Origin of the sequence: uncultured Finegoldia sp., from assembly GCF_947252345.1 — a bacterium.
In the GTDB taxonomy this organism is placed as follows: domain Bacteria; phylum Bacillota; class Clostridia; order Tissierellales; family Peptoniphilaceae; genus Finegoldia.
Window position 1 is genome coordinate 25,019 of sequence record NZ_CAMXVC010000008.1, and the last position, 23,167, is coordinate 48,185.

Here is a 23,167-nt window from a genome sequence, read left to right on the forward strand (position 1 = left end):
AAACGTTTATCTATTACGTTATAAGTTGATATTAACACTTTTAAAAACCATTGTCAAAAATTTATAAAATTTGTTCAAAAGCAAAAAAAGAAGGCAAATAATGCTTTCGCAATAAATTTGCCTTTCTGATTTTGAATTTTTAATTTTATAATCCCAATTCATCTTGTTTTTTACGAAGTTTTGTTATTATGTGATTTTCATCCAAGTTAACCATATCATAAGTTATCAATGTGTCTTTTGGTATGTCAACTTTTGCGGTTGTTTTTTCGGTGATTATTGGCATTGGCAACAAATTATTTTCCATTTGATTTTTGTGTGAAGTTATTTTACCGAAGCAATCACGCCCACCGATTCCTTCAATTGTTTGTCCTTTTTTGATATTTCGTTTCGCAACGGTAATCGTATCAGAAACTTGACCGTATTTTGGATAAATTGTCGGTTCTTTTTCTACGATTGCATCGTAAATTGTAAGTGGTGTTTCCAAGCTCGTCAAATGATATGGTCTGTAGAGCGTGTAGTTTGGTCCCTTACCCATTGACAAATATTCCATCAAATCGTGAACTTCGTTTGTATCGTGAGTTACAATTGCAAATACACCTGGTGCTACTCCGAAAGCAAAATCAACGATGTTGTAATTATTTAAAATACCACCTTGTTCTTTTAATTTAAATTTGTCAGCAATGTCGTGGATATTTGTTGTAATACCATGACAGCCCAAAACATCAGGTGTAAATCCCAAAGCGTTGGCAACCGCTGTGAGTTCTATCATTGTATTTGTTCCGTCTACAAATGATGTCAACATTTTTGGAACTAATCCTTTTGACAAGGCCTCTTCTCGTAAAATATCTTCATTAGCATAATTATTCAACGGATTGTTTTTTCCTTTTCCAACTGCCAACAATTTAAATCCCAAACCCAATGCGAAATCCGACAATTGAATTATAGCTCCCGGTTCATCTCCTGCTGAGCCAGTGTACACGACGCCTTTTTTTTGTGCCATTTCATTTAAAATCGGACCAACTAAAGCGTCGCACTCTACATTTAATAATATCGTGTGCTTTTCGTGTTCGATGCTTTCAACGGCAAGTTGCGTTCCAAAAGGAGGATTTCCTGTTGCGTCAATCACTCCGTCAATCATATCCAATTTGTAACTTAGAGTGTAGTCATCGCTGACAACAAATGAATTATTTTTTACAGCATTCTCTGCAACTTTTACATCCGTAGTTTTTATAATATCCACATCTTTTACGCCAGCTTTTCTGAGGGCGTCGATGCACTTGTCAACTTTTCTATCTATTATAACGGATGGTCTCATACCTTTTATTCTACTCAACTGACTTATAAGACCTTGTCCCATTTTTCCACAACCAACTAAACCTACTCTAACTTTTTGACCGTGGTTATCTAAGTCAACAAGTTTTCTTTGCATTTTGTTCATTTAGTTCTCCTTTTTTATTATAGACATTGCACAAGAATACGCTGATGAAAAAGCCCATTGAAGATTGTATCCGCCGCAGTCCCCGTCAACATCCATAATTTCGCCAATAATATACAAATTTTTTATTTTTTTCGATTCCATAGTGGAAGGATTGATTTCATCCGTAGAAACTCCGCCACAAGTAATCTGACCAGAATCCTCATCCTTGTACCCACTCACACTAAATTCTAAATTTTTCAACGTGTGTGATATTTTGTAGATATCTTCTTTTTTCAACTCACATACATTGATTCCTTTATTAATATTTGCTTGGTTCAACACTTCATCAATCAAATTATCGTTAATCAAACCAACCAACAGCTCATTTATTTTCTTATAATAATTTAAAGATATTATGTAGATTAAATGTTCGTACAATTTATTTTCATCCAAATCCACAGTGTCAATTCTTATCAATACATCTGAGCCTTTATTTTTAGCACGAATAGCTTCTCCAGATAATTGCAAAATAGTTGGTCCGCTTATGCCATAATCTGTAAACAAAACATCGTGATAAAACTCGGACACCTCCTTGCCATCAACGATTAATTTGGCCGTCGCTTTGAACTTTGTACCGCTCATTTTTTTGAAACTATTTCCATGCAGTCTTAATTGTACAATACCGGGATGAGTTTTTACAATACTATGACCCAATTTCTGCAAAAGTTCGTAACCATTGCCATCAGAACCACTTTTTTTGTAAGCTCTGGAACCGCAAGCCACAATCAAATAATCAAACTCGATAACTTTCCCTTTGGATTTTACTTCAAAAACATCTCCATTTTTCCTAATATCATCGACGAAACTATCGTAAATAAAATCTATCTGCAAGTGATTTGCCAAGCACATCATTTGTTTGACGATTGATGAGGCCTGCAAACTTTTCGGAAAAATCTTGCCATTTTCAAGCTCAACTTCAAAAACCCCCATATCATTGAAAAATTCAATGACATCGTAATTGTCAAATTTTTTGATGGCACTTATTGTGAATTTTGGATTTTCGCCATGATAATTTTTGTATGATAAATTTCTATTCGTGAAATTGCACCTGCCATTTCCAGTAGCGTAAATTTTCTTTAACGCTTCGGAATTTCTCTCGATAACAGTCGTGTCTATGTAATTTTGTTTTAAAATTAATGCTGCAAAAACTCCGCTAGCTCCCGCTCCTATAATTCCGACTTTCATTTTTCCCTCAATTTCCTAAATCGTAATAAATTTGTAACTTATTAAGTCAATATTTGTGATAATATAAAGGTACGAATAAATGGTTGTTCATCCTCCTAATATGAACTTGCCAATGTTATTTAATTAATAGCAAATCTCTCCCAAGGATTTGCTATTTTTTATTACGATAATTATTCTATCACAAATTGCTCAAATTATTATAATCAAATATATTTAAACAATTCAAAAAGCAAATTTTTTCGAATTTTAATGATAATAATTATTGACAACTCAAAGCAATTTTTTTGTAAATATAAATGCGAATTGCATTCACTATTATTTTCACTACTTAAGTGAATAATCAGATTTATAATAAAATTATAGTAATATATCATCTTTTGAGTTTTGGCTACATTTTGGAATGCAAGTTGCCTAAACCATGGATTGAAATTTAGAAATAAAAATAAATACAAATGACTGCGTGATGTCATAACTATAGAAAGGTAATAATGAAAAACAAAAATACAAAAAGAATAGTAGAATTTATTTATTTGGTCACATTAATAATTATGTTTTTGAATTTCAACGAAATAATCAAATTGAACAGAATACTCGAAGGTTCTCTTATTTTTTTGAACATAATATTAGCTATTATTTACTTCAACGTACTTAATAAAAACAATTAATATTCCTAAAAAAAGTAATGCAATTCTCAACAAGCCAGCGTAAATTTTACAAAAATATCAAAACAAAAAATGCTACATTCATCAATATGTAGCATTTTTTTAAATTTTTATTTGAATTTTTCATCCAAGAATTTTATTATATCCATGGACTCATACATTGGTTTGCCATCAATGAAAAGGCAAGGCACTTGATCCATTCCACCTTTTTCTATCAAAAACTTTTCATTTGCTTCATCAGCTTTGATGTCCACTAATTCAACACCTTCAATTTTTTTATTTTCAATAAATCTCAACACCTTCTTGCAGAAAGGACAAGATTCTTTGTAGTACAATTTTAATTCCATTTTTAATCTCCTTTGCGTATATCTTTGATATAATATGTATACCCTAACTCGAAAATAATAAACAACAGCAAAAGGAGAATTTATGATAAAATACAAAATAGATGTATACATTCCAGAAGAATATGTTAATTTATTAGTAAAAAAATTAAATGACAAAAAAATTTTGACGATTGGAAACTACGATTATTGTTACTCTACTTCGAAAGTTAAAGGTCATTTTATGCCAAATGACTTTGCTAATAATTTTTCTGGTGTAAAGAACAAAATAAACGAAGTCGACGAAATAAAACTAGAGTTTCGCGTATCCGATGAAAATCTTCAAGAATGTATACAGATTATTGAGGAGGTTCATCCATACGAAGAATGTGTGTATGACATTTTTGAAATAAAAAATATCAAATAACAAAAGGAGAAACAATGGAAAAAACTAACACTATTTGTGGGAATTATTGGGATACGTAGATGTGAAAAGTGGAGTTCTAATAAACAAAACAAACCAATGAAAAGAGCACATGCTTCAACAGATAGTGCAAAAGAAATTAAAATAATCGGCTTACGTCAACAAGATAAATCAATCGGGCAATCTCAATTTACGAAACTTTCGTTTTTAATATTAGAAAAGTTAAATAATTGAAAATACCTTCTGTGTAATAATTGAACACAGAAGGTTTTTTTTATAAAAATTTCAAACAGACAAACGCTGTTAAAACCGCTAATATAATTGTTAATCCAACATTTTCTTTCAAATAAGCGATAATGATTGCTACGATGGATGCCACTATTGTTGGAATTATCATTTCACTAGACGCTGTCAAAATTCCTCTTATAACCATTATACTAAGCGACGTATAAGGTATTATATTTAAAAATTCTGCAGTCTGTCTGGACAGTTGTTTTCCTTTTAAGTACTTAAGAGGTATTATTTTAGGCACAGCTGTAACTAAGCTACACAATAAAATTAAAATTATATTATACATTTTGGCCTCTTTTCATAATTACTTTTAATCCAATAAACGATGACACCAAGATTGAAAGTATTATATCCCAACCGTCTGGTATGACTTTCAAGTAAAAAATAATCGTATACGTCAACACTCCAATCAAACTGACAACTAATCCGTTTGAACTTTTTTTAATTGATGGAACTACTAGAGCAATAAACATCGCCGTGAGACCAACTTCCAAAGATGTTTGAACCGATTTGGGCATTAATTGTCCTATAAGATATCCAATTGGAGTGAATAGTCCCCAAGCTAAGAAAGGTCCAAACTCAACCGCTAGTGCAAATTTTGTATCTAGTTTATCTCTATTAAAACTCATAACCGAAAATGATTCGTCAGTCAACATAAATCCAATAGCAGGAAGTGCTTTTGGGTTTATGTTTTCTGTATGTATTCCCAGCGACGTCGACATTATGAACAGCCTCAAATTGAGCAAAAAAACGGAAAACACAATGGAAAACATCCCGACTCCTGCTCCCAACAATTCAACAGCCATAAATTGCGCTGCTCCTGAATAGAAAATAAAAGAAAACAAAGTCGAGTCCAACATACTAATGTCTTGCCCTTTACATAACAATCCAAAAGCCATCGCTACAGGAATATATCCCAACATAATTGGAGACGAAAATTTTATTGCTTCTTTTATGTTTGAATCCATAAAATTTCCTCCATTTCATTTAAAATATCGAATAATTGCAGTCTTGAAAATTTAAGACTACAATTATTTTATTTCTCTCCTATCTAAAATAGCTTTGTACAAGCTCATTTCGTCATAATATTCTAAATTAGCTCCCAATGGTACTCCCATTGCAATTCTGGAGATTTTTACGTTGTATTCTTTATTTTTAAGAACTTCAATTATGAAGTTAGTTGTTAAATCGCCATTAGTTGTCGGTGACAATGCCAAGATAACCTCCTTGACATAATCTTTTTTGCATCTCAAAAACAAATCTTCCAAATTCAAATCCTTGGGAGTTATATTGTCTCTTGGCGATAATAATCCACCCAAAACGTGATATTTACCATTGTATTCTCTTGTTTTTTCAATAGAAATTACATTCATAGAATCTTCCACGACAGTAATCACACTGTTATCTCTTTTTGGATTCGAACAAATATCGCAAACTTTTTTATCAGTAAGATTTCCACAATTAGCGCATGGTCTAATACTCGTCTTGACATTCACAATGCTGTCGACAAGCTCTTTGACCTTTTGAGCATCCATATCAATTATTTTAAAAGCTAATCTTCTCGCACTTTTTCTGCCAATTGTTGGCAGATTAGACAAATTTTTAATCAATTCGTCCATTGCTTTAGGGTATAGCGACAAATTTATCCCCCCTTTTTTTAAAATCCTGGAATGTTAATTCCTCCAGTGATTTTTCCAAGTTCAGACTCACTCATATCCAAAACTTTCTTGATGGCATCATTGACTGCTACCATAATCATATCTTGTAGCATTTCAACATCGCCTTCTTTTAGCAAATCTTCATCTATTTTTATAGAAACTATTTCTTTTTTTCCGTTAGCAACAACCTCGATTGCCCCGCCACCACTAGTTGCAGTAACTTCTGTTTCTTCTAATCTTTTTTGAGTTTCTTCCATCTGTTTTTGCATTTTTTGCATTTGTTTCATCATATTTCCCATGTTTCCCATTCCTGGCAAACCACCTCTAAATTTACTTCCCATAATTCCTCCTATTTATTATAAATATCTATATTATTTCCAAACATATTATGCAATTTTTCAACTTTTTCTCTCGCCTCATTTTTTTGTTCATCGTCTTCTTTAATCTCTAATTCATCAAATTCAAAGTGAGCTTTGAGAATTTCTTCTAAGATTTTCTTGTGAGGCATTAGAGCGTACAAATATACATTATTGGTCTTCAATACCATTTTTTTGTTGTGTAATTCTGGTTTTATCGAACTCAAAACTTCGTCCGGAAGTTTATCGAACCCACTCAATACTTTTTTTAAATTTTGAAGTAGATTGTTATCTTCGTTGTTATCACCATTCATTATTATATCATTTTTATCAGACAAATCATCTTGTTTTTCAATTTTTTCTAAATTTTTTTCTTCAAAATTAATATCTTTTGCAGAGTTTTCTTCTGATAAATTTTTTCCCTCGATTTTTTCTTCAAATTCATCTAATTTTTTCGAACAATTTACAGCTATTCCATTTTTTTCGATTGATTGTAACTTGTCTTCTAATGTATTTACCCTCGCTATTAAATCGTCATAATCAATGAAATCCACAAGTCTCATCAACAAAATTTCGAGTAGCGCTTTTTGATTGTCTGAAGATTTGAGCTTTTTTTGGTGCTCAATTATTATTGACATACTCTCAACTATTTGTCTATTGGATACAAAATCAGCTTGCTTGTTGTATTCATCGTTGTACTGCAGATTGTTTTGTCTAATATCTTGAAGTTCATTTTTTGACAGCAATAAATTTCTGTAATGGTTGAGTAGTTCTTCCATCACATTTTCAACGGGCTTATTGTTAGAAATTTCGTACAAATTACTCAACACATCTTTGGCGTTTTTTTTGATTATGCTGTTGACAAGCTTGAACAAGCCCGAATTGTCGACAATTCCAAGTATATCATTGATGTCTTTTTTCGTGATAACTTCTTTATCGATGCTTAAAACCTGGTCTAAAATCGATAGAGCATCCCTCATAGCACCATCGGCCTTGTTTGCAATGAGTTCAATTGCATCCTCATCCATTCTTCTATTCAAATCATTTAAGATGTAGTTAATGTTGGCTGAGATATCATCTGCATTTATCATTTTGAACTCATAACGTTGGCACCTCGATAGTATTGTCTGAGGAATCTTGTCGATTTCCGTTGTCGCCAGTATAAAAACCAAATGTTTAGGTGGTTCTTCCATAATTTTCAACAAAGCGTTAAATCCCTCGTTGGTAATCATATGTGCTTCGTCTATGATGTAAACTTTGTATTTAAGCTTTGTCGGTGGATAAATAACCTTGTCTCTTAATTCTCTAATATCATCAATTCTTCTATTACTCGCAGCATCCATTTCCACAATATCTAATGTGGATTCTTCCAGAGAACTCAAACAATTTTCACATTTGTTGCATGGATTTCCATTTTCCAAGTCCAAACAGTTAATTGCTCTCGCAAAAATTTTCGCACAACTCGTTTTTCCCGTTCCTCGTGAGCCTGAAAAAATATACGCGTGCGAAATGTTATTGGTTTCTATTTGATTTTTTAAAATATCTGTTATGTGTTTTTGACCATATACTTTGTCGAATGTATCAGGTCTGTATTTTCTATAAATTGCTTGCATTGAACACCTCGGTCCACAATTTTTCAAAATTATTTGTGCAAATTCAAAATTTTTCTCACATTGATAATAATATCATAAATTTTTGTTTTTTTTACAATTCATTTTACATTAATTCTGATATCATTATAACATATTTGATTAATTTTGATTTAATAGTAAAATATAAATAACAATTTCATTTTAAATTATTGGGGGTTTTTATGTTTAAAGGTATCGACCCATTTTTATTAATAATTATAGGTTTGATTGCGCCAGGTCTTTTAACAGGTGTCGGAGCAATTCCTGTTTTTTTTACTAGAAATGTCAGTCAAGCAAAGTTAGATGTGTTCTTGGGAGCTGCTGCCGGTGTAATGTTATCTGCAACTTGTTTTTCTCTAATTCTTCCAAGTATTGAACAGAACGGCGGCGGATTAACGGGAGTGTTGATTTCATCACTTGGAATTTTTTCTGGGGCAGTTTTTTTGGATTTAATTGACAAGTACTCTCCCCATGAACATTTATTGGACAAAAGAGTTGAAGGAAATCCATCCGAATCGTTGAAAAAGATTTGGCTATTTATAATCGCAATCACTATCCATAATTTTCCGGAAGGGATGGCAACAGGTGTTGGATTCGGTGGAAATTCAATTTCAAATGGATTGCCAATTGCAATTGGTATTGGACTTCAAAATATGCCAGAGGGATTGGCGGTTGCTCTATCTCTGATAAGAGAAGATTATTCTGTAAAAAAAGCATTTTTAATCGCATTGTTGACAGGTCTTGTGGAGCCGATAGGTGCTTTCTTGGGATTCGGACTTGTTACATGGTTTTCTCCAATTTTGGGATTCATCCTCGCATTTGCAGCTGGCGCAATGTTATTTGTAATTAGCGATGAAATTATACCAGAAACTCACAGCAACGGCTTCGAAAGGCAAGCAACGTATGGAATCGTAATTGGATTTATTATTATGATGATTTTGGATGTTGCTTTGGGCTAAAAAATTAGCGACTACTTTTTTGTAGTCGCTAATTATTTTATAACGCTTGAATAGCTGCCATTGTCACGTAGTTGTATGGTTGATTGTAATGTGGTAAGAAGAAAATATCCGTCAACGCCAATTTATCAATTGTAACGTGTTCTTGGATTGCCAAGCTGAACATATGAATCATCATTGAAATGTCATATTCACTCATAATTTGACAGCCTTTAATTTCCCTGCTGTTTTTGTCGTAGACAATTCTTATTGTAACTTCTTTGTTGTCATTTTCCATAAAAGCTGGTTTTTGTAAATCTGTAAAATCGGTGTATTCAACTTCGATTCCTTTTTCTTTTGCATTTCTAACTGTAAGACCAGTTGATACCATACATAAATCGTAAATCTTGATTCCATTTGAACCTTGTACACCATTTGATTCCAACTTCGTTCCACATACATTGTGACCTGCTACAATACCACTTCTAACTGCATTTGTTGCCAATGCGATGTATTCAAATTTTCCAGTTGAATTATTGTAAATAGTTGTAGAATCTCCAACTGCATACACATTTTCATCCGAAGTTTGTTGATGTTTGTCTGTTACGATTGCTTTTTTGTCGTCGACTTTCAAATGGTCTTGAGCGAGAACACTATTTGGTTTAAAACCAATTGACATTATAACCATATCACAATCGTATTCGTTTTTATCAGTGATAACTTTGTTTACTTTTCCATCTTTTCCTTCTAATTTTACAACATTTTCATTGAAAACTAATTCTACGCCGTGATTTTTAAGATTTTCTTCCATTTTTTTGCAGAATTTTTCGTCGTAGTAGCTTTTTAATACGCTGTCTCCTCTTTCGATGAGCACAGATTCCTTTCCCAATCTCTTGAAAGCTTCTGCAAGTTCTGTTCCTATGTATCCCGCACCGACAACAACAACCTTTTTGATTTCTTCGTGATTTAATTTATCGATAACTGATTGAGCATCCTGGAAAATTTTAACTTTTTGAACATTTTCCAAATCCATTCCTTCAATATTTGGCAAAACTGGTTGTGAACCTGTTGCTAATACTAATTTGTCGTACGATTCTTCGATTTTGTTTCCGTCCTTGTCTGTTGCGTAAACGATTTTCTTGTCGTAATCAATTTTTTCTACTTTCGTTTCCATATGAACAGTAGCGCCCTTTTTTTCGAAAACTTCTTTGCTGCAATAAAATAATTTTTCTGCCCCTTTAATTTGCTTACCAATCCAAAGTGCCATTCCACAACCTAAAAATGAAATATTAGAATTTTGATCAAAAATCACTAATTCCTCGTCTTTGTAATTGTCCAAAATTGTGTTTGCACAAGCTGTACCTGCATGATTTGCTCCGATTAAAACTATTTTACTCATAAAAATACCCCCTTCATTATTCCCTACTATTTTAGTAGAATTAATAAGTAAAAAAATTTTTGCACTTGTTTGATATTTAACAAATACTTTTGAATATATTATATCAAATCCAAAAACGTTTTTCAATACCCAACTATTTCTTTTTTTATTTGTTAAGTTATAATAATATTATGGAGGTATTAAAGTGAACAATATAAAATATTTGAAATTGCTTTCAAAAGAATTTCCAACAATTGAACAAGCTGCAAATAAAATAATAAGTTTGACCTCACTTTCGGTTTTGCCGAAGGGAACAGAATATTTTTTATCTGATTTGCACGGTCAATACGATAGTTTCAATAGAATTATAAAAAGTGCTTCTGGTAATACGAGAATTAAAATTGACCTTGAATTTAAAAACACTTTGTCTGAATCCAAAAAAAATCAATTGGCCAATTTAATATACGATCCACACACAATTATCAACATAACAAAGGAAAATCACGAATACACTGAAACTTGGATTAGAAATACGATTTTTTATTTGATAAAAATAGCCAAGAGAGTTGCAAGCAAATACTCAAGGCAAAAAGTCAGAGAAAAAACTCCCCTGTTTTACAGAGATTTAATCGATGAAATGCTCAATATTCAATACGAATCTTTGAATAAAAAAGAATATTTTGACCAATTATTAGACAGCATAATAAAAATCGAAGTTAGCGAGAATTTTATCGTGACATTATGCGAATTGATTCAGGACTTGAATATCGGTTGGCTGCATATTGTCGGTGATATTTTTGATAGAGGAAAAAGACCTGACATAATTATGGATACTTTGATTGCAAAAAAGGATGTCGATATTCAATACGGAAACCACGATGTTACTTGGATTGGCGCATATCTCGGAAGCGAGGTTAATTGCTGCAACGTTGTGAGAAACGCGATTAGCTATAACAATTTTCAATCACTAGAAGATGGATATGGGATTAATTTGAGGTTGCTGTCGTCACTTGCAGATGACGTGTACTTCGATGACCCTTGCGAGAGATTTAAAGTTAGAATTTTGGATGACGATAAACACAAAGAATCTGATTTGCTACACGCAGCTAGAATGCACAAAGCTATTTCCATAATTCAATTTAAATTGGAAAATCAATTGTTCAAGAGAAATCCCGAATTTGACCAACTTGACAGAGTTTGTCTCGAAAGAGTTGATTTTAGGAATGGTATCTACAAGGATTTCAATGGAAAGTCTCATGCGCTTTTGGATATAAAATTTCCAACTATTGACCCCGACAATCCTTTGGAACTTACCGAAAGAGAAAAAGAAGTTGTAAATTGTATCTCGAAATCATTCACAACGAGTTCACGTTTAAAAGAACATATGGATTTCTTGTTTGCTTATGGCTCTGTATACAAAATAGCCAACAGCAATCTCTTATTTCACGGTTGTATTCCAATGAAAGAAGACGGAAGTTTCGAAGAATTTACTTACCAATCTAATAGTTACAGCGGTAAATCGCTATTGGATTTTTTTGAGGGAATCATCAATTCCGCAAAAAATATGGATGATAACGACCCAGACAGAAAAACTGCTCTCGACTTTTTTTGGTATATGTGGTGTGGTCCAAAATCTCCAATGTTTGGAAAGAGCAAAATATCGACATTTGAAAATTTCTTCATAACTGACAAGGATGTTCGCAAGGAAGTCAGAAATCCATATTTCAGTTTAAGTAAAATCGAAAAATACGCCGATAGAATTTTCGAGGAATTTAATTTAAATCCTGACACATCTCACATAATCAACGGCCATGTTCCGGTAAAAAGCATCAACGGAGAAAATCCTATCGCCGCAAATGGAAAGACTTATGTAATTGACGGCGGAATTTCCGAAGCTTATCAAAAAAAGACGGGGATAGCGGGATACACGTTGACTTTCAACTCGCACCACTTGGCACTTGCAAAGCACAAAAATTTCAAGGTAATGGAATCGGTACACGGTGCATATACTCCAGAGGTAAAAATCACCGAAGAATTTCCTAAAAGAATGTTGATTAAAGATACCGATGAAGGAAAAGCAATACTTGAATTAATTACTGATTTGGAAGATTTGATTGATGCGTACAGAAGTGGAACGATACAGCAAAATTCAAACTAATTCAAGAAACCAAAATGAGTTTAGCCCGTAATCACGAGACAAATTAATATTATTTTAAACGGAATGTAATCCTCACATACAGGTCGCATTCCGTTTATTTTTTCATCCTAGCAATTTTAGTTTTTATATTGAGTTCTTCTAGTATAGTATTTTTAATTCACATTTGAGGCATAAATCTATGCAATAAAAAACCCCTCCATCCGTATTTTGGATTTTGGGGTTAAGTTCAAAACAAGTTTGGCTTTTATAATACGCCTAATTTATGAAATGGAAAATATCTAAAAAATGCACGTCCTACGATTGCTTTTTTGTGAATTGGTCCAAATATTCTGCTGTCGTTTGACTCACGAGGAAGTCTGTTATCTCCCAATACAAAATATTCATCATCACCTAACACCCATTTTGTTTCTGTTCCAGAAACCAAAGTCGTAGGGCTACTTGTGTAATTTTCTTCTAATTTTTCATTATTGACATAAACTTTGTTGTCCTTTAATTCAACAGTGTCTCCTGGCAATGCCACGATTCTCTTGATGTAATCTTTTCCTGATTTGTCTGGTGCATGCAATTCAACAATGTTACCTCTTTTTAATCTGTTTTTGAAAAATCCTATTCGATTCACAAAAATCCTGTCACCACTTTCAATTGTAGGGTTCATACTGTTGCCATCGACATGAGTTGTGCTCAAAACAAAATTTCTCAAAATAAGAGCTAGCACAATTGCAATTACTATTACAAATATCCAGTCAAAAAAAGATTTTGCTTTTTCTGTCATATTCCATTTTACCTTTCTAAAAATTATATCTTGATTATAATACTAATCAACAAATGTGTAAAGTTTAGAGTTTGTTGATATTATTTAATATTAAAAATGTAGGTTCATTTTTATTCGTACATTTTTAGTAAAACATCTTCTGCTTTTATCGGCAATTTATTAAATGAACAGCCCAACGCGTTAATCAATGCTCCATTTATCGCCGGAGCTGGTGTGTTTGAAACTATTTCTCCGATAGATTTTGCTCCAAAAGGTCCTGTTGGCTCATAACTTTCACAAAAATCAACTTTAATTGTTCCGATGTCTTTTCTCGATGGAAGATTGTAAGAAATAAAAGAGTGTTCTTTTAATCTGCCTTCATCATCCCACAGCGAATCTTCGTATAAGCTGTATCCAATTGATTGTACGATTCCACCTTCAACTTGGACTGTCGCGAGTTTTGTGTTCATTACCGTTCCACAATCCACAACTGCAGCGTAATCTTCTACTTTCACTTCTCCTGTCAATTTATCTATGCTTATTTTTACAAATCCAGCCATATAAGGTGGAGGAGATGTTTTAGAATCAAAATTCCCAATCCCAATCAACTGCATTCCGTTTGGCCCAGATGATAAATCCCTCGCCAAATCTTTTATTGCTATCAATCTTTTGTCATTTAAGTATACCTCTTGATTTCTAATCTCCAACCATTCAATTGAGGTCTCAAATTTCATCGCAACTTTCTTTTTTATTTTATTTACTAGATTTTCGCAGGCACGAACTACCGCACTTCCTGTGATGTAAACTCCACTTGATGCGTAACTTCCCGGGTCAAATGGTGTGATATCAGTGTCGGCAATAATAGGAATGATGTTTTCCATTTTGCATTGTAGAACTTCACTGGCGAGATTTACCATTATTGAATCTGTTCCCTGACCAACATCAGTTGGACTCATGAGCAAAGTGTAGTCTCCCTGTTCGTTGAGTCGTACTTCAACTGTCGATGTGTCGACATTTTGTATCCCACTTCCCTGTTGAGCGATTGCCATTCCGACTGAAATTATTTTATTCTTTTCTTCTCTGAACGGATAGTATTTGTCCCATTCAATCATTTCTTTTGCTTTTTTGATGCAGTCATTTAATCTGCAACTTTTGACATCTATTCCGTAGGCAAGGGTCTTCTCTCCTTCTACTACGGTGTTTTTTAACCTGAGTTCAACTGGGTCCATATTCAATTTAGCTGCCAATTTATTAATCATTGATTCCAGTGCGAATGTTCCCTGAACAGCTCCATATCCACGAAAAGCTCCTCCTGGAAGCTTGTTTGTGTAGACAACTTGCCCGAAAAATCTCGCAGCTTTCATTCTGCTGTAAAGAGGAAGTGTTTTATTGCCAACCAAGTTCAAAGTTGTAAAAGCATGATATCCATACGCTCCTTGGTCTGATAATGCGTAGATATCACAAGCTTCAATTGTTCCATCGTTCATAGCGCCGATTTTTACTTTTACCTGCATTTGATGACGTGAGTTGGACGCTTCGAAAGTCTCCTCTCTGTCAAAAACCAATATAGACGGTTTGCCCGTCATCAATGTTACAAATCCCGGATAAATTTCTGTTACACTTGTTTGTTTACCACCAAAACCACCGCCTACTCTAGGCTTTATAATTCTGATTCTTGAATCGCTTATTCCCAACGCAACGGATAATTGTCTTTTTATGTGAAATGGAACTTGGGTAGATGTTATGCAACACAACCTGTCAAATTGGTCCATATAGCAGTATGACCTGTAAGTTTCCATCATACAATGAGCTTGTGCTTTAGTTGTAAAAGTGTCTTCCATTACAATATCGCATTCACTCATAACTTTGTCGATATCTTCTCCCCACGACTCTCTTTTTTCCCCAACTATATTTCTCTTTGTGTCATATCCGAAAACTTTGGCAGGACCGTTGAAGAACACTTTTTCTTCATGAACGACAATATCGTTGTCGATTGCCTTTGTGTAATCCAACAGTGGCTCTTTGATGTCGTATTTTATTTTTATTCTCTTGATTGCATTGTTACATGATTTTTCATCAACTCCTACGACAATTGCGACCGGCTCTCTCAAATATCTGATTTGTTTCGATAAAATCGACATATCATAGGGACTCGGCTCCGGATAAGATTGCCCAGCTAGTGTAAATTTATTGTCGAAAACATCTTCGTAAGTGTAGATGGCTATAATCCCGTCCATTTTTTCTGCCCTTGATTTGTCTATATCCAAAATTTCGCATCTTGCGTATGGACTTCTCATTAGTTTAATCACGAGGGCATTTTGAGCTTTTAAATCTTCTGTGTAAACCGGTTTTCCCGTTACAAGTGAATTAGAATCAATTTTCTTGAAATCTCTATTTATCTTCATCTTCAATCTCCAAATATTTTTTTATAGCCCTCATCTGTGAAGCATAGCCTGTACATCTGCACAAGTTACCCATCAAGTAGTCGTTAATTTCATCTTCTGTAGGATTTTTAATAGTTTTCTTCAAACTGATGACATTCATAATAAATCCCGGTGAACAAAAACCGCATTGCTCCCCACCTTCTTCTGACAAAAGCTCGCCGAATTTCCTCTGGGCTTGACTGATTCCCTCCAACGTCGTGATTTTTTTGCCGCCACATCTAATCGCCAATACAGAGCAGGATAGAACTGGAACTTCGTCAATCCACACAGTACACAATCCACAATTTGAAGTTGAACAACCACACTTAACTGATTTGTATCCCAAATCTCTAAGCACACTATACAAAGTTGTGTCGCATTCAATACTCAAAGCGTGTTTTTTGTTGTTTACATTTAATTCAATTATCATTTTAATTCCTCCAACGCCTTTTGTAAAAGTCCAACGAACAATAACTTTCTGTATTTTTTCTTAGCCTTATTATTTGAACCAATATTGTCATCTATGATTGATAAAATCTTAGCTCGATCAAATCCATTTGTGTTAATCTCCTCTGATACATCATCCATAGTCATAGCTTTTTGTGGCCTAGCTGCGAAAACAATTTTAAATTTTCCATCGATTTTCGCTACACTAACGATTGCTATTGGAAAATCCTTACAGCAAATTCTCTGAACTATTTGTACACAATTGATGTTTTCATTTGGAATAATAACCTCTGTTAGAATGTCTTTTTTGATATCGCTGTTCAAAAATTCTTCCATTTCCATAATTCCATTTTTGTACAAATTGACCTTGGCATTGAGAAGTACAAGTACAGGAATAAAATCTGAGAAAGCATATCTCGAAAAAACACTCGCACCTACTTGGGCTGTATTTCTGAGTTGAGTTGACACGATTTTTTTCAAAGATTTAGGTATAATTCCGTTGCAAAAACTTTTGAGATATTCATCACATTCCAAATCTCTGTAAGTTGTAGTAGCTCCTATTTTTATATACTCGTCATCTATTTTTATGTAATTTAAATCTAATTTTGACAAATCAATTCCAACATTAAAACTCCTACAACCTGCCTTCAAAAAATGACAGCCGCCTAGAATCCTGTTTAATTTTGACTTCATCAACAATTCATACGCATCATCCAGTGTTTCGGGACTCGCATAATCTCTTAATGTAAACATAACCCCTCCGTAAATTTATTCAGTCTTTATTATATCACAAAAAAAAGCCGATTATCTTATAAGAAAATCATCTCAATCCATATTAAGGATTTGATTTTTTTATTTCGACATCGGCTATAAATTATTTTTGTAAACCATTCAAAAATTTTTCTGCTAATTTTTTGTAAGTAAAATTCTCCTCAATAGCTGCCCTGGCGTTTTTACCCATTTGAGTCAAACTTTCTTCATCCATATCGACAAATTTTTCAATACCTTTTTTCAATTCTTGTAAATTTTCTGATTCAACGTTTATCCCACATTTATAATCCAATATATAATTGTTAGGTGCACTTATTGCGTATATTATAGGCTTTGCTCCCATCATCGAATCAAATAATTTGTTCATACACACTCCATATCTGAACATATCATTGTCCATAGCTGCGACATAAGTCGCATCGATGTAGTTGAATAAATCAGGAATCGAAGTCTTAGCAATAGAATCCAAGAAATAGATGGAGTCAGTGTATTTTGAGTATTTTTTTACAAGTTCATCCTTGTAAATTCCTCCACCTATAAAAACAGCTGCGACATCTTTGTTGTCGATTGCAGCCTGTGCTAAATTGTCCAAGCAGTATGATTTCGTGTGACTTCCAAAAAAGCAAATAATTTTCTTGCCTTCGGAGTGGATTTTGTCGAAAATTTTCACATAGTCTTCTGGAATTTTGTCATAATTTTTCCATTCAGATTCTACTATGCCATTTGGAACGTGGAAGAACTTGTCAGCTTTCATTCCGTGTTGTATTAGATAATCTTTGGCTGCAGGAAGAAGCGAACAAACATAATCAGAGTGTTTGCAAAACGAGTTTTCTCCGATTTGCATCATCACTACAAATGGATGATATTTTGGCATATTTCCCACTTCTATCAAAGTTATTGGCCACATATCGTGAATTTCATGGACAAGTTTAGCATCTTTTTTGAATTTTTTCATTTTTTGTCCGGCAAATGTATCCAAAGGATAAGTTGATGAAGTGATTATGACATCTGGATTTACTTTTTCAACAATTTGCTTTGCATTTTTCCTTAAAGTACACACAAATCTGAACATACTCAAAGCTCTTTTTACGCCATTGCCTTCGTATTCTCCGGTTTTAATCCACATATATTTGATTCCATCAATCTCGTTGGTCTGAAAATTTTTAGTTACATCGGGATTTTTTCTTCTCAAATGAGAATAATCTCCTGCGATTATAGTCACATTGTGGCCACTTTTGACCCATTCACGAGCCAAATAATAAGTTCGAAATTCCATTCCCATATCAGGAGAGCCCGCATAATGATTAATATACAAAATATTCATTGATTTTCCTCTTATTTTTCAAAAAACTTGTTGATACACTCAATTATCTTCGCACTAGAATGTCCATCTCCAAATGGATAGTCATAGTCTTCAAAATCAACTTTTTCATTTAATAATTTAAGAATTTCGTTCTTCAAAGGCTTAGACAATTGATTTCTCTTTTTTGTCATCGTTTCCGGCCACACAACGTGATTAAAAATCGTCACGCATTGTTTTCTAGCAAAATAAGCTTCTCTTTGAAGTCCACCTGAATCTGTCACGATTTTCTTCGAGTGATTTACCAAGTACACGCTCATCATATATCCCACAGGCTTCAAGAAAATTATATTCTGGTAATTGTGTTTTTCGGAAAGTTCTCTTACCATTTTTTGATTTCTTGGGTGAACTGGATATATGCACTTTTCATCCAATTCTTCCATCGCCGACAATATTTCTGATAAAGGTTCAATACTTTGAGTATTTTCCGCTCTATGACAAGTCAAATAGTAAAATTCACTCGGAATTTTAACTTCATTATCATAGATATCATACACTTTTTCTGGAATTGTATCTCCAACTTGCTTTGAATACTGCAAGAAAGCATCGTACATTGGGTCTCCTACAAGTGTTGCCCTGTCTTGCAATCCCTCTTCTTTTAAAAATTCTAGTGCTGATTTTGTGCAACAACACAAAACCTTAGAACAATGGTCAGTCATAATCCTGTTCACTTCTTCGGGATTGTCCAGTGTACCCAATCTATTTCCAGCTTCAACATGGCAAATCGGAATATGAAGCTTCACCGCTGCAAGAGAGCCTGCTAATGTAGAATTTGTATCTCCATACAACAAAACCATATCAGGATTTTCTTTTACCAAAATTTTTTCAATCTCGATTAACATCTTACCAGTCATTTCCGCATGACTTCCACCAGAAATTCCAAGATTATAATCAGGATAAGGAATATTCATCTCCTCGAAAAAAACCTCAGACATATTGTAGTCAAAATGTTGACCAGTGTGTATCATTACTTCTTCGAAATTTTTTCTTAATTCTTTTGAAACCATCGCCGCTTTTATAAATTGTGGCCTTGCTCCAACTACTGTTACAATTTTCAAATTAGTACTCCTATTTCTATTTTTATCGTATAAAATTTTATTTTAAATTTTATTCTGTATCTAACTTATTGATTATATCACATATAAATTATCAATTTCAATTCACGCTAAATTTCAATTTTTTTTAATCAAAAACCCCATTTGATTCGAAAACCAAACAGGGTAAATTTTTTGATATTTTAAATTATTTGGAATAATTTTCAATAATCTTTAAAACCAATTGTGAAGCTTTTTTCATTTGTTCAATGGACAATAGCTCGTGTTTTCCGTGGAATGCGTATCCTCCAGTGAAGATATTTGGACAAGGAAGTCCTTTGTATGATAATTGTGCACCATCAGTACCTCCTCTTATCGGTTGAATCAATGGTTCAATTCCCAAATCCCTCATTGAATCATAAACCAAATCCACGACCTCCATCACAGGCTCTATTTTTTCTTTCATATTGTAGTAACTATCTTTCATTTTCAACTCGATAGCTCCATTGTATTTAACATTCAAAAATTCAACAAGTTTTTGCAAGTAAGATTTCTTATCCTCAAATTTTTTCTTGTCGTGGTCTCTTATTATCAATTTCATAACTGTATTTTCTACAGTTCCCTCGAATGAAGTCAACAAGTAAAATCCTTCATAATTTTCAGTGTGTTCAGGTCTTTGAGCGACTGGAAGTTCGTTGAATAATTCCATAGCAATTAGTTGGGAATTTATCATTGTGTTTTTTGCGCTACCTGGATGGACATTCTTGCCGTGAACTATTATAGTTGCACCTGCTGCGTTGAAATTCTCATACTCCAACTCTCCAATTGGTCCGCCGTCAACTGTGTATGCAAAATCAGCGCCAAATTTTTTAACGTCAAACAAGTCAGCTCCTCTACCTATTTCTTCGTCAGGAGTGAATGCGATTTTTATTGATGGATGTTTTATTTCTTTGTTAGTGCATAATTTGTTCACAACATCCATTATAATTGCTATACCTGATTTGTCGTCAGCACCTAATAAAGTCGTTCCATCAGTGTGAATTAGAGTTTGACCTTCTAATTCTTTTAAGAAAGGAAAATCTTCAACAGTTGTAGTGACTGTATCTGATAATTTTATATCTCCACCTTTGTACTCCAAAATTTGTGGCTTAACATTTTCACCCGACATATCAGGAGCTGTGTCCATATGGGAAATGAATCCTATCGACTTAGAAGGTCTATCCAAGTTAGATTCCAACGAAGCGTAAACATATCCATTTTCATCAATATGCGCATTTTCAACTCCCATCTCTTGCAATTGCTTAACCAAAAGATTTCCCAAATCTTTTTGTCTAGCTGTCGAAGGACAAGTATCACTTGATTCATCACTTGTCGTGTAAATTTTTGCGTATTCAATAAATCTATCAACTATATCAATCATATTTTTCTCCTATTTAATAACTTTATTTTCTTTCCAAGATTTCTCAACCGCTTCTGCTACGTTTCTTGCAACATTCTTGTTGAATGCTTCTGGTAAAATTTTTTCTTCTGTTGGATTTTCAACCATATTTGCAATTGCAAAAGCCGCCGATAATTTCATATCTTCAGTGATTTTGTCAGCTCTTGCATCCAATGCTCCTCTGAATATTCCTGGAAATACCAAAACATTGTTAACTTGGTTAGGATAATCACTCCTTCCCGTTCCGACAACTCTCGCACCAGCTTCTTTTGCTTCATCAGGGTAAATTTCTGGAACTGGATTTGCCATAGCCAGAACAATTGAATCGTGATTCATCGAAGATACCATTTCTTTTGAGACAATACCCGCAGCTGAAACTCCAATAAAAATATCCGCATCTTTCATAGCAGTTTTCAAATCGCCTTTTACCTTGTTTGGATTTGTAGATTTTGCAATTTTTCTTCTAGCCTCGTCAAGCTTTTCATCATCTGGGTCGATAATTCCTCGACTATTCAAAATCAAATTATTCCTAGCGCCTGCCAATGTCAACAAATTAGAAATAGCAATACCAGCTGCGCCTGCGCCACTGATTACGATTTTAACATCAGAAATATCCTTACCGACAACCTTCAATGCGTTTATAACCGCTGACAACACAATAACTGCTGTTCCGTGTTGGTCATCGTGAAATACTGGAATATTTAATTCGTCAATCAATCTTTTTTCAATTTCAAAACACCTTGGAGCTGCAATATCTTCAAGATTAATTCCTCCAAACGAAGGAGAAATAGCCTTTATCGTACTGATAATTTCTTCAGTATCTTGAGTGCTCAAACAAATCGGAAAAGCATCGACATTCCCAAATTCTTTGAACAAAACAGACTTACCTTCCATAACTGGCATACCAGCAATTGCGCCAATATTTCCCAAACCCAAAACAGCAGAACCATCAGTAACAACAGCAACCATATTGCCTTTATTTGTGTATTTATATGCCAAGGAATTGTCTTCGTGGATTTTTTTGCAAGGCTCTGCAACGCCAGGAGTATAAGCCAATGCCAAATCCATAGCATCATTCACCTTAACTTTAGAAACCACTTCCAATTTTCCTTGATTTTTTTCGTGAAGTTCTAGTGCTTTTTGTTTAATTTCTTCAATATTCATTTTTACCCCTCATTGATTATTTAATTCCAATAAATTTTTGTAGATTAATTATTACAATTTCATTTTAACACTAATAGAAAACAATTCCAATGAAAATTAACATACAATAATCACACTAGCTTAATCAACATCAAAATAGTCAAAAGATACAACAACGTCGTGCTAACAACGTAGTAACCAGCCAACGAATCATCTTGGTGATATTTTTTAGCAAAGACGTAGGTATTCACAGCAGTAGGAGCGGCAAATAAAATCAACGCGACTACTTTTTGAATTTCAGATAAATTGAAAAATTTTCCGATAAATAATCCTGTCAAAGGAAGAACCAAAAGCTTCACAATCGAAACCTTGGCTATTGATTTGATTTCTTTGAAATCAATTTTAAAATTCAAACCATATCCCATAGTCAACAACGCCAAAGTAGCAGCAATATCTCCCAAACTTTTTAGCGGTGTTTCTAAGAAAAACAAATTAACCTTGGTTACATACAAAAAAATTCCCATAAAAAGCCCAATCATCAAAGGTGTTTTCAAAACATTTAAAGCTAATTTTCTAGTTGAATTATTTTCTTTGACTAGACTCTCATACATAGTTACAGTGTAAATATTATAGAAAAATTGACTTATCCCCGTTATAGCTCCTGCCATTACAATTCCCTCGTTTCCAAATAAAGCGCTCAATATTGGAAATGACATTATAATGAAATTACCTCTGCTCATAGCATTTGCCTCGAGAACAACGTAAGATTCTTTATTGTTTGTTATTTTTGCAAGTGAATATGTAAGAAAAATATGAAACAAAAACGTCACATTCAAATATACCAAGTATTTTACACTCAAATCCTGCCCAAACTCAACACCATAAAAACTCATCATAATTTTCAACGGAAAAAGCAAATTGAAAATAAGTTTGTTCAATCCTGTCATTGTATTCTCGTCTACAATTTTAAATTTCCTCAACAAGAAACCAATAAAAATCAAACAAAACAAATTCACTATAGTTAGATACAACTGCGTATAATTTATCAAAAAACCACCTTATCTCATAAAAACATTGTCAAGTGTAACCACTTACCTTTACAACAATACTATTAATTTTCAAAAAAATCAAATTTTTTTATTTGTATGAATTTTGTATTTTAATTATATCTGAAAAGATTTGAAATACGAATTGATTACAAATTTTAGGTATAATAAAAAAGCACAAAAAAAGCTCCCACCTAAGTGAGAGCTAATTAGTCTTAGTATATTAATTATTCAATAATTTTAGAAACAACGCCTGCTCCTACTGTTCTTCCACCT

Annotated in this window: 23 protein-coding genes; 5 read left to right on the forward strand and 18 right to left on the reverse strand. The window is 33.5% G+C overall.

What is annotated here, in order from left to right:
- Nucleotides 1-145: 145 nt before the first annotated feature.
- A complete protein-coding gene (locus Q0X02_RS02765) occupies nt 146-1,438 on the reverse strand; it encodes an NAD(P)H-dependent oxidoreductase (protein WP_297811212.1) in 1,293 nt (430 codons plus the stop codon).
- The gene (locus tag Q0X02_RS02770; protein ID WP_297811215.1) at nt 1,439-2,662 is read right to left on the reverse strand and encodes an NAD(P)/FAD-dependent oxidoreductase; all 1,224 of its coding nucleotides are present in this window, start codon (nt 2,660-2,662) and stop codon (nt 1,439-1,441) included.
- Between the two features lie 488 nt (nt 2,663-3,150).
- Between Q0X02_RS02770 and Q0X02_RS02775 the strand changes: the two genes are divergently transcribed.
- Entirely contained in the window at nt 3,151-3,327 is a 177-nt protein-coding gene (locus tag Q0X02_RS02775; RefSeq protein WP_297811218.1) for a hypothetical protein, read from the forward strand.
- Nucleotides 3,328-3,434: 107 nt separating this feature from the next.
- On the opposite strand, the gene Q0X02_RS02780 is transcribed toward Q0X02_RS02775, so the two are convergent.
- Complete coding sequence (locus Q0X02_RS02780; RefSeq protein ID WP_297811221.1) at nt 3,435-3,671, reverse strand: glutathione S-transferase N-terminal domain-containing protein; 237 nt, start codon at nt 3,669-3,671, stop codon at nt 3,435-3,437.
- Between the two features lie 82 nt (nt 3,672-3,753).
- Between Q0X02_RS02780 and Q0X02_RS02785 the strand changes: the two genes are divergently transcribed.
- Together Q0X02_RS02785 and Q0X02_RS02790 are read left to right on the forward strand one after the other, a co-directional pair.
- On the forward strand, nt 3,754-4,074 hold the full coding sequence (locus tag Q0X02_RS02785) for a hypothetical protein (RefSeq protein WP_297811224.1): 321 nt from the start codon (nt 3,754-3,756) through the stop codon (nt 4,072-4,074).
- Between the two features lie 96 nt (nt 4,075-4,170).
- Entirely contained in the window at nt 4,171-4,305 is a 135-nt protein-coding gene (locus Q0X02_RS02790) for a hypothetical protein (protein WP_297811227.1), read from the forward strand.
- A 40-nt stretch (nt 4,306-4,345) separates the two neighbouring features.
- On the opposite strand, the gene Q0X02_RS02795 is transcribed toward Q0X02_RS02790, so the two are convergent.
- The 5 genes from Q0X02_RS02795 to dnaX all read right to left on the reverse strand — a co-directional run bounded on the left by Q0X02_RS02795 (nt 4,346) and on the right by dnaX (nt 7,989).
- A complete protein-coding gene (locus Q0X02_RS02795) occupies nt 4,346-4,648 on the reverse strand; it encodes an AzlD domain-containing protein (protein ID WP_297811230.1) in 303 nt (100 codons plus the stop codon).
- Entirely contained in the window at nt 4,641-5,330 is a 690-nt protein-coding gene (locus Q0X02_RS02800) for an AzlC family ABC transporter permease (RefSeq protein ID WP_297811233.1), read from the reverse strand. The genes Q0X02_RS02795 and Q0X02_RS02800 overlap by 8 nt, the downstream gene beginning before the upstream one ends.
- A 63-nt stretch (nt 5,331-5,393) precedes the next feature.
- Nucleotides 5,394-6,002, reverse strand: coding sequence for a recombination mediator RecR (recR, locus tag Q0X02_RS02805; RefSeq protein ID WP_297811236.1), 609 nt, complete (start codon nt 6,000-6,002; stop codon nt 5,394-5,396).
- 17 nt (nt 6,003-6,019) lie between these two features.
- Entirely contained in the window at nt 6,020-6,361 is a 342-nt protein-coding gene (locus tag Q0X02_RS02810) for a YbaB/EbfC family nucleoid-associated protein (RefSeq protein ID WP_297811239.1), read from the reverse strand.
- A gap of 8 nt (nt 6,362-6,369) precedes the next feature.
- Complete coding sequence (dnaX, locus tag Q0X02_RS02815; RefSeq protein ID WP_297811242.1) at nt 6,370-7,989, reverse strand: DNA polymerase III subunit gamma/tau; 1,620 nt, start codon at nt 7,987-7,989, stop codon at nt 6,370-6,372.
- Between the two features lie 200 nt (nt 7,990-8,189).
- Here dnaX and Q0X02_RS02820 point away from each other — a divergent pair, with 200 nt between their 5' ends.
- Nucleotides 8,190-8,966 carry a ZIP family metal transporter gene (locus Q0X02_RS02820; RefSeq protein ID WP_297811245.1) on the forward strand — a complete coding sequence of 259 codons (777 nt, stop codon included), beginning with the start codon at nt 8,190-8,192 and terminating at the stop codon, nt 8,964-8,966.
- A 37-nt stretch (nt 8,967-9,003) separates the two neighbouring features.
- On the opposite strand, the gene nox is transcribed toward Q0X02_RS02820, so the two are convergent.
- The gene (gene nox, locus Q0X02_RS02825) at nt 9,004-10,341 is read right to left on the reverse strand and encodes a H2O-forming NADH oxidase (RefSeq protein WP_297811248.1); all 1,338 of its coding nucleotides are present in this window, start codon (nt 10,339-10,341) and stop codon (nt 9,004-9,006) included.
- A gap of 184 nt (nt 10,342-10,525) precedes the next feature.
- On the opposite strand from nox, the gene Q0X02_RS02830 reads away from it, so the two are divergent.
- Nucleotides 10,526-12,478, forward strand: a complete 1,953-nt coding sequence (locus Q0X02_RS02830; RefSeq protein WP_297811251.1) for a fructose-1,6-bisphosphatase — start codon at nt 10,526-10,528, stop codon at nt 12,476-12,478.
- 244 nt (nt 12,479-12,722) lie between these two features.
- Here Q0X02_RS02830 and lepB read toward each other — a convergent pair whose 3' ends face one another.
- The 9 genes from lepB to Q0X02_RS02875 form a co-directional block, all read right to left on the reverse strand.
- Nucleotides 12,723-13,250 carry a signal peptidase I gene (lepB, locus tag Q0X02_RS02835; protein ID WP_297811254.1) on the reverse strand — a complete coding sequence of 176 codons (528 nt, stop codon included), beginning with the start codon at nt 13,248-13,250 and terminating at the stop codon, nt 12,723-12,725.
- 110 nt (nt 13,251-13,360) lie between these two features.
- The gene (locus tag Q0X02_RS02840; protein WP_297811257.1) at nt 13,361-15,634 is read right to left on the reverse strand and encodes a xanthine dehydrogenase family protein molybdopterin-binding subunit; all 2,274 of its coding nucleotides are present in this window, start codon (nt 15,632-15,634) and stop codon (nt 13,361-13,363) included.
- Nucleotides 15,621-16,082 carry a (2Fe-2S)-binding protein gene (locus tag Q0X02_RS02845; RefSeq protein WP_297811260.1) on the reverse strand — a complete coding sequence of 154 codons (462 nt, stop codon included), beginning with the start codon at nt 16,080-16,082 and terminating at the stop codon, nt 15,621-15,623. The genes Q0X02_RS02840 and Q0X02_RS02845 overlap by 14 nt, the downstream gene beginning before the upstream one ends.
- Nucleotides 16,079-16,852 carry an FAD binding domain-containing protein gene (locus Q0X02_RS02850; RefSeq protein WP_297811263.1) on the reverse strand — a complete coding sequence of 258 codons (774 nt, stop codon included), beginning with the start codon at nt 16,850-16,852 and terminating at the stop codon, nt 16,079-16,081. Before Q0X02_RS02850 ends, Q0X02_RS02845 begins: the two co-directional genes overlap by 4 nt.
- A 121-nt stretch (nt 16,853-16,973) precedes the next feature.
- On the reverse strand, nt 16,974-18,194 hold the full coding sequence (locus tag Q0X02_RS02855) for a glycosyltransferase family 4 protein (RefSeq protein WP_297811266.1): 1,221 nt from the start codon (nt 18,192-18,194) through the stop codon (nt 16,974-16,976).
- A gap of 11 nt (nt 18,195-18,205) precedes the next feature.
- Nucleotides 18,206-19,288, reverse strand: coding sequence for a non-hydrolyzing UDP-N-acetylglucosamine 2-epimerase (gene wecB, locus Q0X02_RS02860; RefSeq protein WP_297811268.1), 1,083 nt, complete (start codon nt 19,286-19,288; stop codon nt 18,206-18,208).
- 184 nt (nt 19,289-19,472) lie between these two features.
- Nucleotides 19,473-20,684: a peptidase T gene (gene pepT / locus Q0X02_RS02865; RefSeq protein WP_297811271.1), complete on the reverse strand. Its 1,212-nt coding sequence runs from the start codon at nt 20,682-20,684 to the stop codon at nt 19,473-19,475.
- 9 nt (nt 20,685-20,693) lie between these two features.
- Nucleotides 20,694-21,866, reverse strand: a complete 1,173-nt coding sequence (locus Q0X02_RS02870; protein WP_297811273.1) for an NADP-dependent malic enzyme — start codon at nt 21,864-21,866, stop codon at nt 20,694-20,696.
- Nucleotides 21,867-21,976: 110 nt separating this feature from the next.
- Entirely contained in the window at nt 21,977-22,894 is a 918-nt protein-coding gene (locus Q0X02_RS02875) for an AEC family transporter (protein WP_297811275.1), read from the reverse strand.
- Nucleotides 22,895-23,167: the final 273 nt, after the last annotated feature.

Excerpts from the sequence above, each read along its gene's own strand:
- Q0X02_RS02765 (WP_297811212.1), bottom strand. The coding sequence starts at position 1,438 with ATGAACAAAATGCAAAGAAAACTTGTTGACTTAGATAACCACGGTCAA.
- Q0X02_RS02770 (WP_297811215.1), bottom strand. The coding sequence starts at position 2,662 with ATGAAAGTCGGAATTATAGGAGCGGGAGCTAGCGGAGTTTTTGCAGCA.
- Q0X02_RS02775 (WP_297811218.1), top strand. The coding sequence starts at position 3,151 with ATGAAAAACAAAAATACAAAAAGAATAGTAGAATTTATTTATTTGGTC.
- Q0X02_RS02780 (WP_297811221.1), bottom strand. The coding sequence starts at position 3,671 with ATGGAATTAAAATTGTACTACAAAGAATCTTGTCCTTTCTGCAAGAAG.
- Q0X02_RS02785 (WP_297811224.1), top strand. The coding sequence starts at position 3,754 with ATGATAAAATACAAAATAGATGTATACATTCCAGAAGAATATGTTAAT.
- Q0X02_RS02790 (WP_297811227.1), top strand. The coding sequence starts at position 4,171 with ATGAAAAGAGCACATGCTTCAACAGATAGTGCAAAAGAAATTAAAATA.
- Q0X02_RS02795 (WP_297811230.1), bottom strand. The coding sequence starts at position 4,648 with ATGTATAATATAATTTTAATTTTATTGTGTAGCTTAGTTACAGCTGTG.
- Q0X02_RS02800 (WP_297811233.1), bottom strand. The coding sequence starts at position 5,330 with ATGGATTCAAACATAAAAGAAGCAATAAAATTTTCGTCTCCAATTATG.
- Q0X02_RS02810 (WP_297811239.1), bottom strand. The coding sequence starts at position 6,361 with ATGGGAAGTAAATTTAGAGGTGGTTTGCCAGGAATGGGAAACATGGGA.
- dnaX (WP_297811242.1), bottom strand. The coding sequence starts at position 7,989 with ATGCAAGCAATTTATAGAAAATACAGACCTGATACATTCGACAAAGTA.
- Q0X02_RS02820 (WP_297811245.1), top strand. The coding sequence starts at position 8,190 with ATGTTTAAAGGTATCGACCCATTTTTATTAATAATTATAGGTTTGATT.
- nox (WP_297811248.1), bottom strand. The coding sequence starts at position 10,341 with ATGAGTAAAATAGTTTTAATCGGAGCAAATCATGCAGGTACAGCTTGT.
- lepB (WP_297811254.1), bottom strand. The coding sequence starts at position 13,250 with ATGACAGAAAAAGCAAAATCTTTTTTTGACTGGATATTTGTAATAGTA.
- Q0X02_RS02840 (WP_297811257.1), bottom strand. The coding sequence starts at position 15,634 with ATGAAGATAAATAGAGATTTCAAGAAAATTGATTCTAATTCACTTGTA.
- Q0X02_RS02845 (WP_297811260.1), bottom strand. The coding sequence starts at position 16,082 with ATGATAATTGAATTAAATGTAAACAACAAAAAACACGCTTTGAGTATT.
- Q0X02_RS02850 (WP_297811263.1), bottom strand. The coding sequence starts at position 16,852 with ATGTTTACATTAAGAGATTATGCGAGTCCCGAAACACTGGATGATGCG.
- Q0X02_RS02855 (WP_297811266.1), bottom strand. The coding sequence starts at position 18,194 with ATGAATATTTTGTATATTAATCATTATGCGGGCTCTCCTGATATGGGA.
- pepT (WP_297811271.1), bottom strand. The coding sequence starts at position 20,684 with ATGATTGATATAGTTGATAGATTTATTGAATACGCAAAAATTTACACG.
- Q0X02_RS02870 (WP_297811273.1), bottom strand. The coding sequence starts at position 21,866 with ATGAATATTGAAGAAATTAAACAAAAAGCACTAGAACTTCACGAAAAA.